The following is a 12,151-nucleotide window of genomic DNA, read 5'->3' on the forward strand; positions in this document are numbered from 1 at the left end:
TCCAGACAGCCCCTATACGATTAAAAAAAATAAATTAACCCTCCACTGGAATCAAAAATCTTCCCAAGCTTCTTTTGCATCCAATAACCTTTGTAACAAGAATTCATAGAAGTTCTCCGCTGTATCGAAGTCATCCAGTCCACCTCGTCGATTCCATGCAATTACCGGGCACTCATCGTTCTGCATTCTGCTTGTATCCAAACAATACGCGTATTCACCGATGTCATCGATCACAACCAAGTCACGATTCATTCCTATCTGCCTGTAACTCTTTGTTGTATGAACAACGGTAGCTATATTTGACTTGGCCACCCCTAATATAGCTACACCGAACAAGCCGCCTGATCCATGATTAGCCAAAAACCACTTATAACTTTTAGGCAACCGGATATCCAAAGTCTCTTGAATATATTTAATCTGCTTATCATTTACTCCGCCGGTAAAGTCATCAACGTCTATATTTTTCTTAATAAAGTCGGTTAATTCCTCTTTATTCATTCCATCTGTCCCCCTATAGCCATTCATTCCTCACTAACGGTGGAGAAAAGGACGGGCTCCATCTATCGCACATAGATAACCTGAGTAGACCCCCACTGGAAAACATTCTTGCAGGGTTAGACTTATTTATACATCATGACTTTTCACTTCATTGAACCAGGCATCGAAGATATGATCAGGCAGTCGCTCTTTATCATTTGAATAAACCGGCTCATATTTATAACTGCCTTTCAGCTTGTTTTTCTTCACATCATAGTGCAACTTGATCTCCGTTGGCATGTCTCTACCAAACTCTTTACACTTAGCATGAATTTTTATTAAGTTCTCATTTCCGATGCGTAATAACGCCCTCTGTCGATCGAGTGATACATCAAACTGTTCATTTGAAACGGCATCGTTCAATTTGTTTTTCCGAACGGTCTTGCCATTGATTCTAAAGAAAACATCAAAAGTATACATTTCCGGCTCATAAGAACAATAGATATATACATCATCCGCTTGATCATCAACATACTCCATACATACAGCAACCATATCTGTTTGCATATCTGCCAGATGATCTTCGAAATTTTTCATACTGACCACATCCTTATCACCAAAACTGCATTACCCTCACCCTTAAGAGAAGACTTGGCTCTTCATTGGGCCCTTTCTTCCGGTCGTGCTGAAAATAGGCGAGAAACCCGCAGGGACGCTTCCCTCGGGTTTCTTTTTAATCAGTTTCTTGGTTTTTCACTTCTTCAAACCATGCATCAAAAATGTGGCTTGGAAGTAATTCTTCATCATTGGAATAAATGAGATCATATTGATACTTTGCTGCGAGTTTGTTTTCCTTAACATCATAATGCAGTTTGATTTCTGTTGGACAGTCCATATTGTATTCCCGGCAGAGGTCATGAAGCTTAGTTAAGTCTTCCATTCCAACCTTCAAAAGTAATCTTTGACGTTCGTCTGATACATCATACTGTTCTACTTCTTCATGACTTTGCTGTAAAGCATCATTCAGTCGATGCTTGCGTACAACTTTACCAGATACCCGGTAAAACACATTCCATGAATACATTTCCGGTTCATATGATCCATATATGTATATATCATCTGCACGGTCTTCTACATACTCCATACAAACAGCGACCATGTCAGTCTGCAATTCGGAAAAAAGATCTTCAAATGACTTACTCACAGATGTCTCTCCTATCTCCAGTCTTCTTGTCCTTTGCTTCACCAATCGGATGCTTAAAAGTAATTACTGTGTATATCTGGAGCTTCGTCCTTGGAGATTCTCTCAAGAATAATATTCGAGCAAACTAGTTCAACATCTAAAGGGGGCATTTGAATTTTGCATTTTAACAAAGACTTACCTTCTACTTGAATATCCTCAATCTCTATGTCTTGTATAAAGTATGGTATTTGAGATTTCACCAATTCTTTTAAGGGTTTCAATCTGTCGTTTACGTGGGTCTTAAACGAGAAAACGGAACAGCCAGTGAAAAGAACCTTTATGTTTTCATCCGTATCTTCAAATACAATTGCAACCTCGTCACCAAAAAAACAGCTGTCCATTCGTAATACTCTGGCATCCCAATAATTTATCTCTTCAATGTCTCTTTGAATTTGTTTTGCTATCACAATAATCTCCTCACTTTTTATATGGAATATGAGCACTCGGACTTTTTCTATCAACAATATTCATATTTGTGTCCAAGGGATTTCCCTTCTCGTCATAGAAATGAACATGATCATACAACGTTTGTTTATCTGGGGGATCAATTCTCATTCGTATATTCCCTTTAATGTCTTTAATGGTGAACAAAACCGTTATTCTCCATAACACTCCACTCTTATGGTCGGCAGTTGTATCCGATGGGGATTGCAGGTGTCAATGCCTCCCCAGTTTCGGTCACCTTCCTGTACTTCACTGTCATCGAGATGAGGAAGAGAAACAATATCTGCAAGACTGTCCATGATGCTGTTTGTCTCGTCTGTCAGGGTTCCTGTAATTCTTCGAATCTCCTCTAACCCTGCTTGGACTTCTCCTTCGAGAAATTCCTGCCTGATGTATCCCAACTTATCGGGCTCGAATGAATTCAGTGCTTCTCCGATACGCCGGAGAGTACCAGCGAAACGGCTTTTAAAACTTACGAAGAAAGCCAACAGCGGCAAATGACATTCCTGGTAAAACGAGCGAATGGCATTACCGCCTTCTCCCTTTAAAGCATCTTCCAGCAAGACAAGTTCTTCCACCGCCTGTTTAATTCCTTGTATCTCTTCTTCCAGGCGGTTCAGCTTCTCTATATTCCGATGTAACCCCTCATGAAATTGCTGTACATCCAATACCTTCACTGATTCACACTCCCGGAAACGGAAATCTCTATTGTCATTAATTCTCTCAGAAATTCCCTGTTTCTCTAATCGGACAAAAGTCTGTATTCAATCTTGAGTAGACAGGAAATCCTTACTAGATCTTAGTGCCCGCGAACCTTCTCAGAAACGACGCCTATAAAAATAAGGGCAATCTTTTTATTTGTGGCGCTGTGGAGAACTCCTCCCCACTCCTGTAAAAAGGCTGTGGATATCCGTGTTATCCCCGGTTTTAACGTTAAAATCGGTTTTTGGCTGTGGAATGTCGGGATAAGTCCGGGGATAAGGGATGCATCTGCGCCCATTCGACCGTGGATAAGTCCTGCCGTCGGATATTAAGCCAATTTGACCCTCTTCACGCTTCACCCACATGATATATTAAAAGAATGACATCAAGGGGAGGGTCGGCCATGAAACGGTATATCGGGGATATCCTGCTTCTCATCACCGCAATCGTATGGGGAAGCGGGTTTGTCATGACGGCGATTGCGCTCGAGCATCTGACAGCTTATGAGGTGATGGCCGGGCGGTTCCTCCTGGGCACGCTGATCATCACGGTCCTCTTCTACAAGAAGCTCCGGCTGATCTCGAAGTCCCTGCTATGGAAAGGCGCGGTGCTCGGCACGATCCTGTTTGTGGCGTTTGCGCTGCAGACGGTCGGGCTCGAATACACGACGCCTTCGAAAAATGCTTTCCTTACGGCTGTCAACGTCGTCATCGTGCCGGTGATCGCCTATCTCGTGTACCGGCGGCGGATCGACCGTCATGAGCTGATGGCCTCCGTCATTGCGCTCACCGGGATTGCGTTCCTGTCGCTGCAGGGCTCATTCACCATCAATATCGGCGACCTGCTCACCCTGCTGTGCGCGGTCGGGTTTGCATTTGATATCTTCTATACGAATATGTTCGTCAAAAAAGAGGACGCCCTGGCACTGACCATTGTCCAGTTTGCGACGGCGGCTCTCCTCAGCACAGTAGCTGTCCTTTCCCAGGGAGGCTTCCCGGCAAGTCCGTCCAATGAAGCGATCTGGTCAGTCGTCTACCTGGCCGTCTTCTCGACGACGATCGCCTACGTCTGCCAGAACCTCGCTTTCCGCTACACGACACCTACGAAGGCGGCCGTCATCCTGTCACTGGAGTCGTTCTTCGGCTCGGTGCTTGCCGTCCTGTTCATCAACGACGTCATGACCGGCCGGATGGTGTTCGGAGCGGCGCTGATCCTGGTGGCCGTGCTCGTGGCTGAAGTCAAACCGGCTTTCCGGCTGAAAAGCCGCGTACGGACAGATCACTGATGGGAGGCGACCGAGAAAATGGACAGCATCCGCTATGAAGAACAAGCAGACAGCTTTTTCAGGACCCTCGTCATCTATTTCATTCTTTTCCTGGCCGTCTGGTCGATTCGTGAAATGGCCCTTCCCCCGTATCTGAACGAACTTCCGGAAACAACGGCTGCATTGGCAAAAGCGGCCGTCAAGGTCATGATCTGGATTGTTCCAGTCTGGCTGTTCATCCGATTCCGCCTGAATAGCGATCCGGCAGACTTCCTGAAGCTGACCACCAATCTCCGGAAGGGGCTCCTTTGGGGCTTCGGCCTGTCCGCCCTGCTGGGACTCTGGTTCACCATCCAGGCGTACGTTTTGAACGGCGGAGGTTTCCATTTCAACGTTTCGTTTGATCGCTTCCTGAATGTCTTTCTCCTTGTCGGCCTTACCGAGGAAATCGTCTTCCGGGGACTGTTTCTACAGGCTCTGGCAAAACGGCTCCCCTTCTGGAAGGCGAATGCTGCCGTGGCCCTCCTGTTTCTGGTCATCCATTATCCGATCTGGCTGTACGAAGGGACCTTCTTTAATCCGGGAAGCCATGCGTACATCCTCTTCGTAGGCCTGGTATTCGGGTGGATTTTCAGGAAAACCGGCTCGCTCTGGACCGTCATCATCCTTCACTCGTTCCACAACTTCTTTCTGATCATCATGTAAAAAAGCTCAGGGATGCAATCCCTGAGCTTTTTAATGCAGTCCTTCAGACCGTTCACGATGCCGACCGGCGGAATGGTACCCGGGACAGGCGTGCGCGGATGCCCCGGCGCGGGCTGATGGTGACGATGTTTCCGGGCGCTACATAGTTGCCGATCAGTCCCTCGTACACCGGCTCCAAAAGACTTGACTGCGTGAAGTGCCGGGCCTGTGCCCGCCAGGCCGGCTCATCTGTGATGCGGATACCGGCCGTCGCCAGCATAGCCACGACAAACTGTGAGCAGAAGTACGCGCGCTTGCGGCAGATTTCCCGGTTCAGGACCACGCCGATCAGTCCGATGAAATTGTACGTGTATCGGTCGCGCTCCCGCTCAATCTCCAAGATGCGCTCCCGGATCCTCCTGAGCTCGTCCTCCGTCACGCGGAACCGGAACACCGCGCATTGTGCATCTTTTAAAAGCCCTTTTCCCGCCCGTTCCTTCACAAACCCGCCGGAGAATGGATTGTGTTGCTGCACACGGCCGAAGCTGTACATCTCATCCAGCCGCTCATCGAACGCGATTGAGACGTGGTTTAGCGGGCAGCCCGTGTAGCGGCGGATGATCTTGGACAGCACAGTCCCCGTATCCGTCAGAACGATATAGATCTCCTTCACGATGGTGTTCCCCCTGTTATCCGGCCCCGGCCCGTTTCGGAATGCCGGCCCGGCCTTGTCATTCGTTATCTTCATTGTGGACCGGACCCTCCTTTTCCAAAACGGCCTCCGGCGGGAATCCGTCTCAGCCTCCGGACCGATTCCGCCCCGGGACCGCCGATCCCGTTACTACACTATACGTCCGAACGACGCCGGACGTTTCAGGCTTACACCCCGGTTCAGGAAATAATTTACGGACGATGCCTGAAACGTTGTGAATGTTAAGCAAGCAATCCTGAATGTTAAGCAAACGTGCGCGAATGTTACGGAAATGCTTTTGAAAGTTACGCACCCCCCACCGAGTGATCCAGGACTCCTTCTTTAACCCCACCATACGCTCCAAATCTGAACCTTTTCCTCATAAAGTCATGAAGATTCTATTAAGATGAAACGTTAAGCTCCACCGAAGCGTACAACAGGTATCAAGAAAATGGAGGGATCATTCATGCTGGTGACGACAACGAATTCTCTGGAAGGCAAGAAGATCGAGACGTATCACGGAATTGTGGTCGGAGAGGCGATCATGGGGGCCAACATCGTCCGGGATATCTTTGCATCGGTGACAGACGTGATCGGGGGCCGCAGCTCGGCGTATGAAAACAAACTGGCGGAAGGCCGGGAGATCGCACTTCGTGAAATGGAGGACCGGGCAAAACGACTCGGCGCAAATGCCGTGATCGGCGTTGACCTCGACTTCGAGACACTGCGCGAAGGCATGATGATGTGCATCGCGACGGGTACGGCTGTCACGTACAGGGACTGATGGCGGAAAAAAGTATCCGGCTTTCTCCCGTTTTCAGCCTGGAAGAGGAGATGGATGGCTATACGCCGCTCCGCCTGGCAATCGGTGCTCAGGGCGAACTGTGCGTTCTGCTCACGGAGCACGTTCCTGCCTATATCGACGGCATGTTCCCGCCGACCATCACGGAGGAATCGCGGACCTACCGGGGAATTGTCATCCGGGACGGTTGCAAGCACGTTTACGACTTTCCCGAGGAGAAATGGAACTACCATTTTTTCGAGCCTATTGATCATGGAGAGAATCTGCTTCTCTGTTCAGCACGCGCCTATCATCACGGGGACGGCAAGATTGAGCAGAATGCACGTGTTTATTCAACGGACGGACAGCTTCTCCGCGAGTTCTGTCTCGGAGACGGCATCGAGCATCTGTCGGTCACGCCTGACAACCACATCTGGTGCGGCTACTTCGATGAAGGGGTGTCCGGCAACTTTGGATGGAATGATCCGCTTGGCAGATCCGGCCTTGTAAAATGGAAAGCGGATGGCCGGATCGCCTGGGAGTACAAAGAAACCGGCAACCGGGTCATCGACGATTGCTATGCGATGACGGTCACCGGGAACGAAGCAGCCTTTCATTACTATACGGACTTTGACGTCGGGTTCACGCAGAGCGGGGAGACAGCGTTCTATATCACCGATATCGACGGCGCCTATGCCTTGGCCGTAACGAACGACGGCAGCCGGATCTTATTCCAGGAAGACAACCGGTTCTTCTGCACAGAGAGAAAAGGCAGCCGCTATGTCCGCCGCGGCCTTCTTCAGTTCAGGAAACCCAACGGGAAGAAACTCTCACCGCTGCTGGTTGCCACCCGCGGCCCGCTGCTTCTCATGATGGACGGGCCTGACCTCTATTTATATGACATCAGCGGACATTGAACCCTTCCGACTAAGGGTATATGAAGTAGACTTGCATTCAGAATCAGGTGATAGCATGTTGAGTAAAATGAAGGACTGGGCGAGGAATTTAAAACAGCAGATTTTCATCCTTTACCTCGCATACAAAGATGAGCGAGTCCCTTTGTATGCCAAGGTTTTTACTGCTCTTGTTGTGGCCTACGCGTTTAGCCCGATTGATTTAATACCAGATTTCATCCCGATTCTCGGCTACTTGGACGATCTCATTCTCGTTCCGCTCGGCGTGATGCTTGCCCTGAAAATGATACCCGAAGAGGTCATCTCTGACTGTAAAGCGAAGGCAGAAGAACGGATGAAAAATGGCAAGCCTAAAAACTGGCTGGCCGCTTTGATCATCCTGTTGATTTGGTGCGTCATTGCAGCTTGGATCGTTCATATGATTTATCCGCTTTTCACCTAGGATCTTTGCAGGGTCAGGTGATGGAGTCAGTGATGCCCTCTTTGTTTTATTGACAAAGTCCGAGGGAACCTGAATAGGACAATCAACATACTTCCATGAGGAAGAGAGCCAAAGGAGAGAGCCATGAAGAAGACAAATGAATACATCGAATCTGTTTTTACCGCTCCCGACCCGCTGCTTGATGACGTTCTAGCCTCCATCAAGGAAAACGACATGCAGCAGATCTCCGTCCCGCCCGCCTCAGGGAAACTTCTGACGATGCTCGCTTCGATCTCCGGTGCCAAGCGCGTCCTGGAAATCGGCGCGCTCGGCGGCTACAGCGGCATCTGTCTGGCAAGAGGGATGGCCAAGGGCGGCACGCTTACTTCACTCGAACTGGTCGAAGACTATGCGGAGCTGGCACACCGCAACCTCACCAAAGCCGGCTTCGGCGACCGGGTCACCTACAGAACGGGCCCTGCCCTCGAAAGCCTGGAACAGCTGGCCGAGGAAGGCGAGACGTTCGACTTTTTCTTTATCGATGCCGATAAGGAAAACTATGAGAATTATCTCGAAGCCTGCATCCGGATCGCAGACAGCGGTGCACTGATCGTCTGCGACAATGTTCTTGCGCGCGGCACCGTGGCGGACAAAGCTGCCGAACCTAACCGGAACACCGAGATCATGAAAGCCTTCAATGAACAGGTCGCCAACCATCCGAAACTAAAGTCCCTGCTGATTCCGGTCGGGGATGGGCTCACCCTTTCCAAAGTGAAATAATCAAAAAATCCCCCTCACCAGGCTTACTGTCCTGCTGAGGGGGATTCTTTTTTGTCCGGTCACACGCTTGCCGTCTGTTCCCGTCTGACCTTCCGGATGAAATAGGCCAACTGTTTTTCGGTGCGGAGAAATGCGTCTTCATCGATGAGGGGCTGTTCAGCCGTTTTATCGATCTGGCTGTCCATGAAGTAAAGCCCCTTCACGGTCACGCCCTTTAATGTGGCCAGCAGCGGCTTAAGCGCATATTCCATGGCGAGCAGATGGGACATGCTGCCGCCGGTCATGACCGGGAGCGCCGGCGTGTCTTCCAGGATGTCCTGAGGCATGATGTCGATTAGTGCCTTCAGTACACCCGAGTAAGACGCCTTGTACACCGGCGTGCCGACGATGACGCCTTTGGCCTGACTGATCTGTTCCGCAATGCGGATCACGTCGGGACTCTTGAAGTTGCTGAACATCAGGTCTTCCGCCGGCACATCCTTGACTGAAATATGCGTGACGGAAAACTGTTGTTGTTCCATGCGCTCACCGAGATAACGGAGAACCTTCTCCGAACGGGAATTCTCTGAAGGGCTTCCCGACAAGATGACGATCTCGCTCATTCCGATCCCTTCCTTTTTCACAGCCTGCCGAGCGCACTTTCCAGGTGCTCGACGCCGACTTCGGTGACCGCTTCATACCGGTTGCCGCGGCCGATCTCGATGACCGGCACATGGCGCACCCCGTATTTGGCATCCAAAATATCACGGCGGTCGTCATGTTCCGTGACATCAATCGTGCGGTACTCATAACCGTTTTTCTCGAGGTATTCTTTCACATCGCCGCAGTAGCTGCAGCCTTGTTTGGACCAGACCACAATGGACAAATCTTTGGACATGTTGCATCTTCCTTTCTTATATAAGTTAGTGAATCTCGGATGGCTTCGCCTGATACCGGTTTTCCTTGAACGGCAGGCCGAGCGTTTCACGCAGGGTTCCGCCATTGCCCGTGCGGTTGTAGTACCCCTTCTCTTCGAGGATCGGGAGGACGTGTTCGATGAACTCATCGTACTGACCGCCCAGCACCTGGAGGTTCAGCATGAATCCGTCTGCGGCTTCCTCATCGACCCACTGGATCATCCGGTCAGCGACCTGCTCATACGAGCCGAAGAACGGGTCCTTCGGAGTTGCCACGCGCAGCGCCACTTCACGGAGCGTCAGGCTTTCCTCTTTCGCCATCCGCTTGATTTCATCCGTCGTGGACCGGAAGGCGTTTTTGCCGACATCGCCGATATCCGGGAACGGCTCGTCCAGCGGGAATTGGCTGAATTCAAAGTGGTCAAAGTACCGACTGAGGAACGTCAGGGCCTCCTCGACAGAAAGCAGGTTTTTGATTTCTTCATACTTTCGCTCCGCCGCTTCCTCGGTCGGGCCAATGATCGGGGACAGTGACGGGAAAATCAGAAGGTCTTCGGCACGGCGCCCTTTATCCACTGCCGCCTGCTTGAGTTCTCGGTATTGGGCTTTCGCCTTTTCGATCGGTCCGCTGACCGTGAAGATTGCTTCTCCGTATTTGGCAGCGAAGTTCTGGCCGGTCTTCGAGGCGCCTGCCTGGAAGATGACCGGCTGGCCCTGCTCGGAGCGCTGGATGTTGAGCGGGCCCTGCGCCTTGAAGAACCGCCCTTTATGTTCGAGCCTGTGCATCTTGGAGAAATCGGAGAACTGTCCGGTCTCACGGTCCCGGACGAATGCATCGTCTTCCCACGAGTCCCACAGACCCTGGACAACGTCGACATACTCGGCCGCCATCTCATAGCGGAGGGAATGCTCCGGGTGGTTGCCGCGGTTAAAATTCTCAGCGCTGCCCTCAAGCGGGGATGTCACGACGTTCCATCCGGCACGGCCGCCGCTGAGCTTGTCGAGCGACGCGAACTGGCGGGCGATGTTGAACGGCTCGCTGTATGTTGTCGAAACCGTACCGACCAGCCCGATTTTCTCCGTGACCATGGCCAGTGCGGACAGAAGCGTGAGCGGCTCGAAGCGGTTCTGGAAATGCGGGATCGACTTTTCGTCGATATAGAGCCCGTCCGCGACAAACGCGAATGCGAAACCGGCATCCTCAGCCTTCTTGGTGATGTTGACGTAATGATCGATGTTGATGCTGCCATCAGCCGGAACGTCCGGTGCTTTCCAGGAATTCATATGGGCACCCGGGCCATAAAGCAGAACCCCGAGATTGATCTGTTTTTTTGTCATATCCGATTCCCTTCTTCCTTAGTTCTGTGCTGTGCTGTCTTCAAGCAGGTCCATGCCGTACCATTTCTCCGACAGCTCGGAAATGGTTCCGTCTTCGCGGAGTTTCTCGAGTGCACGGTTGACCTCTTCGATCATCTTGTCGCCTTCTTCATTTTTCTTGAATGGCAGTGCCACTGGCTGATCGCCGAACGGTTCGCCGACCACACGGAGCGGAAGGCCTTTTTCATTGATCTGGGCCATGAGGATTTCCCTGCCGTGAACAAACGCATCCAGCTTTCCGCTGCCGACGTCGCTATAGATGACATCAGCTGATTCGTACGTCACAAAATCAAACTCTTCGTCCGGATAAGCCTCCGTCAGGACGTTCGGATAGTTGGTTCCCATGGCTACGGCAATCTTCCCTTTTTTCAGTTCGTCAAACGAGATCTCTTCCCGGTCTTTGCCGGTTGCCAGGACAGCCTTCGAGTTGTAGTACGGCTCGGAGAAGTTGTACTTCTCGCCCCGCTCAGGCGTGGCTGCGAAGTTCGCGACCGTGTCGATCTTGCCGGTCTCCATGCTCGCGAGCACGCCGGTCCAGTCCGTTACTTCCCATTGGACTTCGTAGCCCAGTTCATCGTAGATCGCTTCGATCACATCGACGCTGAAGCCTTTCAGCTCGCCGTCTTCCTTGAAGTACTGCGGATACCCGTCAGGTGTCGCGCCGACTTTGACGACTTTTTTATCGGAGCCGCCGTCAGCGCTGTCTCCGGCCTCGCCGCCGCATGCCGCAAGAAGAGCAGCCAATGCAAGCAGGGCAAGTGTGAATGTAAGTTTTTTCATTGGATTGAATCCCCCTTTAGTTTCAGACCCGGTACGGCTTGCCGATCCGGTGTTCATACCATTGCTGGAGCCAGTTGTACAGAATCGTCAGCGCCCAGTAGATGAGGCCGACTGCAAGATAGGCTTCGAAGAATCTCAGATTGGCCGTCGCCAGCAGCTTCCCCTGCGACAGCAATTCCGTGACCCCGATCGTAAATGCGAGAGACGAGTTTTTGATCAGCCCGATGAAGATGTTTCCTGTTGCCGGGATCGCGTTCCGCACGGCCTGGGGAATGACGATTCCCCTCATGGCCTGCGCGTAGGTCATGCCAACCGACACCGCGGCTTCCGCCTGTCCCTTATCGACCGATTGGAGTCCCGCGCGGAAGATTTCGGCGAGGTAGGCGGACGTGTTCAGGCTGAACGCGATGATGGCTGCAGTTGCGGCAGACATCGCATTCAGTCCCGGGAACAGTTGCGGCAGCCCGAAGTAGATCAGGAGCAGCTGGACAAGAGCCGGCGTTCCTCGGAAAAAGGAGATGTACACTTTGGCAACCTGCAGAATGACGGGCGTTTTATTCACCAGGATCAATGCAAGGACCACGCCGATGATGACTGCGATGATCATGGACGTGATTGCCAGATAAAGCGTCATCGGCAAATATTTAAGAAGTTCCGGGATGATTTCAATCATATAACCGATGTCGAAGTTCATTTG

General features: G+C 51.2%; 17 protein-coding genes. 6 read left to right on the forward strand and 11 right to left on the reverse strand.

All coding sequences use genetic code 11. The features are described from left to right. Positions 1 to 51 precede the first annotated feature (51 nt). From AV656_RS11365 to AV656_RS11385, 5 genes are all read right to left on the reverse strand, one after another. Positions 52 to 498: an SMI1/KNR4 family protein gene (locus AV656_RS11365; RefSeq protein ID WP_063182052.1), complete on the reverse strand. Its 447-nt coding sequence runs from the start codon at positions 496 to 498 to the stop codon at positions 52 to 54. A 126-nt stretch (positions 499 to 624) separates the two neighbouring features. Next, positions 625 to 1,074 (reverse strand): hypothetical protein, encoded by a 450-nt coding sequence (locus AV656_RS11370; protein ID WP_063182053.1) that lies wholly within the window; start codon positions 1,072 to 1,074, stop codon positions 625 to 627. A gap of 136 nt (positions 1,075 to 1,210) precedes the next feature. Then, entirely contained in the window at positions 1,211 to 1,636 is a 426-nt protein-coding gene (locus tag AV656_RS11375) for a hypothetical protein (protein ID WP_063182981.1), read from the reverse strand. A gap of 98 nt (positions 1,637 to 1,734) precedes the next feature. Beyond that, the gene (locus AV656_RS11380) at positions 1,735 to 2,127 is read right to left on the reverse strand and encodes a hypothetical protein (protein WP_063182983.1); all 393 of its coding nucleotides are present in this window, start codon (positions 2,125 to 2,127) and stop codon (positions 1,735 to 1,737) included. Positions 2,128 to 2,316: 189 nt separating this feature from the next. Continuing rightward, positions 2,317 to 2,841: an LXG domain-containing protein gene (locus AV656_RS11385; RefSeq protein WP_063182054.1), complete on the reverse strand. Its 525-nt coding sequence runs from the start codon at positions 2,839 to 2,841 to the stop codon at positions 2,317 to 2,319. 428 nt (positions 2,842 to 3,269) lie between these two features. On the opposite strand from AV656_RS11385, the gene AV656_RS11390 reads away from it, so the two are divergent. Together AV656_RS11390 and AV656_RS11395 are read left to right on the forward strand one after the other, a co-directional pair. After that, on the forward strand, positions 3,270 to 4,151 hold the full coding sequence (locus AV656_RS11390) for a DMT family transporter (protein WP_063182055.1): 882 nt from the start codon (positions 3,270 to 3,272) through the stop codon (positions 4,149 to 4,151). An 18-nt stretch (positions 4,152 to 4,169) separates the two neighbouring features. Beyond that, positions 4,170 to 4,835 (forward strand): CPBP family intramembrane glutamic endopeptidase, encoded by a 666-nt coding sequence (locus AV656_RS11395; RefSeq protein WP_063182056.1) that lies wholly within the window; start codon positions 4,170 to 4,172, stop codon positions 4,833 to 4,835. 52 nt (positions 4,836 to 4,887) lie between these two features. On the opposite strand, the gene AV656_RS11400 is transcribed toward AV656_RS11395, so the two are convergent. Next, the gene (locus AV656_RS11400) at positions 4,888 to 5,562 is read right to left on the reverse strand and encodes a hypothetical protein (protein WP_063182057.1); all 675 of its coding nucleotides are present in this window, start codon (positions 5,560 to 5,562) and stop codon (positions 4,888 to 4,890) included. Positions 5,563 to 5,971: 409 nt separating this feature from the next. Here AV656_RS11400 and AV656_RS11405 point away from each other — a divergent pair, with 409 nt between their 5' ends. The 4 genes from AV656_RS11405 (at position 5,972) to AV656_RS11420 (ending at position 8,401) form a co-directional block, all read left to right on the forward strand. Next, a complete protein-coding gene (locus tag AV656_RS11405) occupies positions 5,972 to 6,289 on the forward strand; it encodes a YbjQ family protein (protein ID WP_063182059.1) in 318 nt (105 codons plus the stop codon). After that, a complete protein-coding gene (locus AV656_RS11410; protein WP_156484854.1) occupies positions 6,250 to 7,203 on the forward strand; it encodes a hypothetical protein in 954 nt (317 codons plus the stop codon). The genes AV656_RS11405 and AV656_RS11410 overlap by 40 nt, the downstream gene beginning before the upstream one ends. A 55-nt stretch (positions 7,204 to 7,258) precedes the next feature. Continuing rightward, positions 7,259 to 7,642 (forward strand): YkvA family protein, encoded by a 384-nt coding sequence (locus AV656_RS11415; RefSeq protein WP_063182062.1) that lies wholly within the window; start codon positions 7,259 to 7,261, stop codon positions 7,640 to 7,642. Positions 7,643 to 7,765: 123 nt separating this feature from the next. Continuing rightward, positions 7,766 to 8,401 carry an O-methyltransferase gene (locus AV656_RS11420; protein ID WP_063182064.1) on the forward strand — a complete coding sequence of 212 codons (636 nt, stop codon included), beginning with the start codon at positions 7,766 to 7,768 and terminating at the stop codon, positions 8,399 to 8,401. 59 nt (positions 8,402 to 8,460) lie between these two features. Here the strand turns inward: AV656_RS11420 and ssuE are convergent, their stop codons facing one another. The 5 genes from ssuE to AV656_RS11445 are packed head-to-tail and all read right to left on the reverse strand — an operon-like array spanning position 8,461 to position 12,148. Further along, entirely contained in the window at positions 8,461 to 9,003 is a 543-nt protein-coding gene (gene ssuE, locus AV656_RS11425) for an NADPH-dependent FMN reductase (protein WP_063182067.1), read from the reverse strand. Positions 9,004 to 9,020: 17 nt separating this feature from the next. Beyond that, positions 9,021 to 9,278, reverse strand: coding sequence for a glutaredoxin family protein (locus AV656_RS11430; RefSeq protein ID WP_063182069.1), 258 nt, complete (start codon positions 9,276 to 9,278; stop codon positions 9,021 to 9,023). Positions 9,279 to 9,303: 25 nt separating this feature from the next. After that, on the reverse strand, positions 9,304 to 10,635 hold the full coding sequence (locus tag AV656_RS11435) for an LLM class flavin-dependent oxidoreductase (protein ID WP_063182071.1): 1,332 nt from the start codon (positions 10,633 to 10,635) through the stop codon (positions 9,304 to 9,306). Positions 10,636 to 10,653: 18 nt separating this feature from the next. Continuing rightward, positions 10,654 to 11,454, reverse strand: a complete 801-nt coding sequence (locus AV656_RS11440; protein WP_063182073.1) for a transporter substrate-binding domain-containing protein — start codon at positions 11,452 to 11,454, stop codon at positions 10,654 to 10,656. 22 nt (positions 11,455 to 11,476) lie between these two features. Then, positions 11,477 to 12,148: an amino acid ABC transporter permease gene (locus tag AV656_RS11445; protein WP_063182075.1), complete on the reverse strand. Its 672-nt coding sequence runs from the start codon at positions 12,146 to 12,148 to the stop codon at positions 11,477 to 11,479. Positions 12,149 to 12,151 lie beyond the last annotated feature (3 nt).

The organism is Bhargavaea cecembensis, assembly GCF_001619585.1.
Taxonomy (GTDB): Bacteria; Bacillota; Bacilli; order Bacillales_A; family Planococcaceae; genus Bhargavaea; species Bhargavaea cecembensis_A.

What these genes read in the sequence shown, in the direction of transcription:
- AV656_RS11365 (WP_063182052.1), bottom strand. Translation starts at nt 498, where the DNA reads ATGAATAAAGAGGAATTAACCGACTTTATTAAGAAAAATATAGACGTT.
- AV656_RS11370 (WP_063182053.1), bottom strand. Translation starts at nt 1,074, where the DNA reads ATGAAAAATTTCGAAGATCATCTGGCAGATATGCAAACAGATATGGTT.
- AV656_RS11375 (WP_063182981.1), bottom strand. Translation starts at nt 1,636, where the DNA reads ATGGTCGCTGTTTGTATGGAGTATGTAGAAGACCGTGCAGATGATATA.
- AV656_RS11390 (WP_063182055.1), top strand. Translation starts at nt 3,270, where the DNA reads ATGAAACGGTATATCGGGGATATCCTGCTTCTCATCACCGCAATCGTA.
- AV656_RS11395 (WP_063182056.1), top strand. Translation starts at nt 4,170, where the DNA reads ATGGACAGCATCCGCTATGAAGAACAAGCAGACAGCTTTTTCAGGACC.
- AV656_RS11400 (WP_063182057.1), bottom strand. Translation starts at nt 5,562, where the DNA reads ATGAAGATAACGAATGACAAGGCCGGGCCGGCATTCCGAAACGGGCCG.
- AV656_RS11405 (WP_063182059.1), top strand. Translation starts at nt 5,972, where the DNA reads ATGCTGGTGACGACAACGAATTCTCTGGAAGGCAAGAAGATCGAGACG.
- AV656_RS11415 (WP_063182062.1), top strand. Translation starts at nt 7,259, where the DNA reads ATGTTGAGTAAAATGAAGGACTGGGCGAGGAATTTAAAACAGCAGATT.
- AV656_RS11420 (WP_063182064.1), top strand. Translation starts at nt 7,766, where the DNA reads ATGAAGAAGACAAATGAATACATCGAATCTGTTTTTACCGCTCCCGAC.
- ssuE (WP_063182067.1), bottom strand. Translation starts at nt 9,003, where the DNA reads ATGAGCGAGATCGTCATCTTGTCGGGAAGCCCTTCAGAGAATTCCCGT.
- AV656_RS11430 (WP_063182069.1), bottom strand. Translation starts at nt 9,278, where the DNA reads ATGTCCAAAGATTTGTCCATTGTGGTCTGGTCCAAACAAGGCTGCAGC.
- AV656_RS11435 (WP_063182071.1), bottom strand. Translation starts at nt 10,635, where the DNA reads ATGACAAAAAAACAGATCAATCTCGGGGTTCTGCTTTATGGCCCGGGT.
- AV656_RS11440 (WP_063182073.1), bottom strand. Translation starts at nt 11,454, where the DNA reads ATGAAAAAACTTACATTCACACTTGCCCTGCTTGCATTGGCTGCTCTT.
- AV656_RS11445 (WP_063182075.1), bottom strand. Translation starts at nt 12,148, where the DNA reads ATGAACTTCGACATCGGTTATATGATTGAAATCATCCCGGAACTTCTT.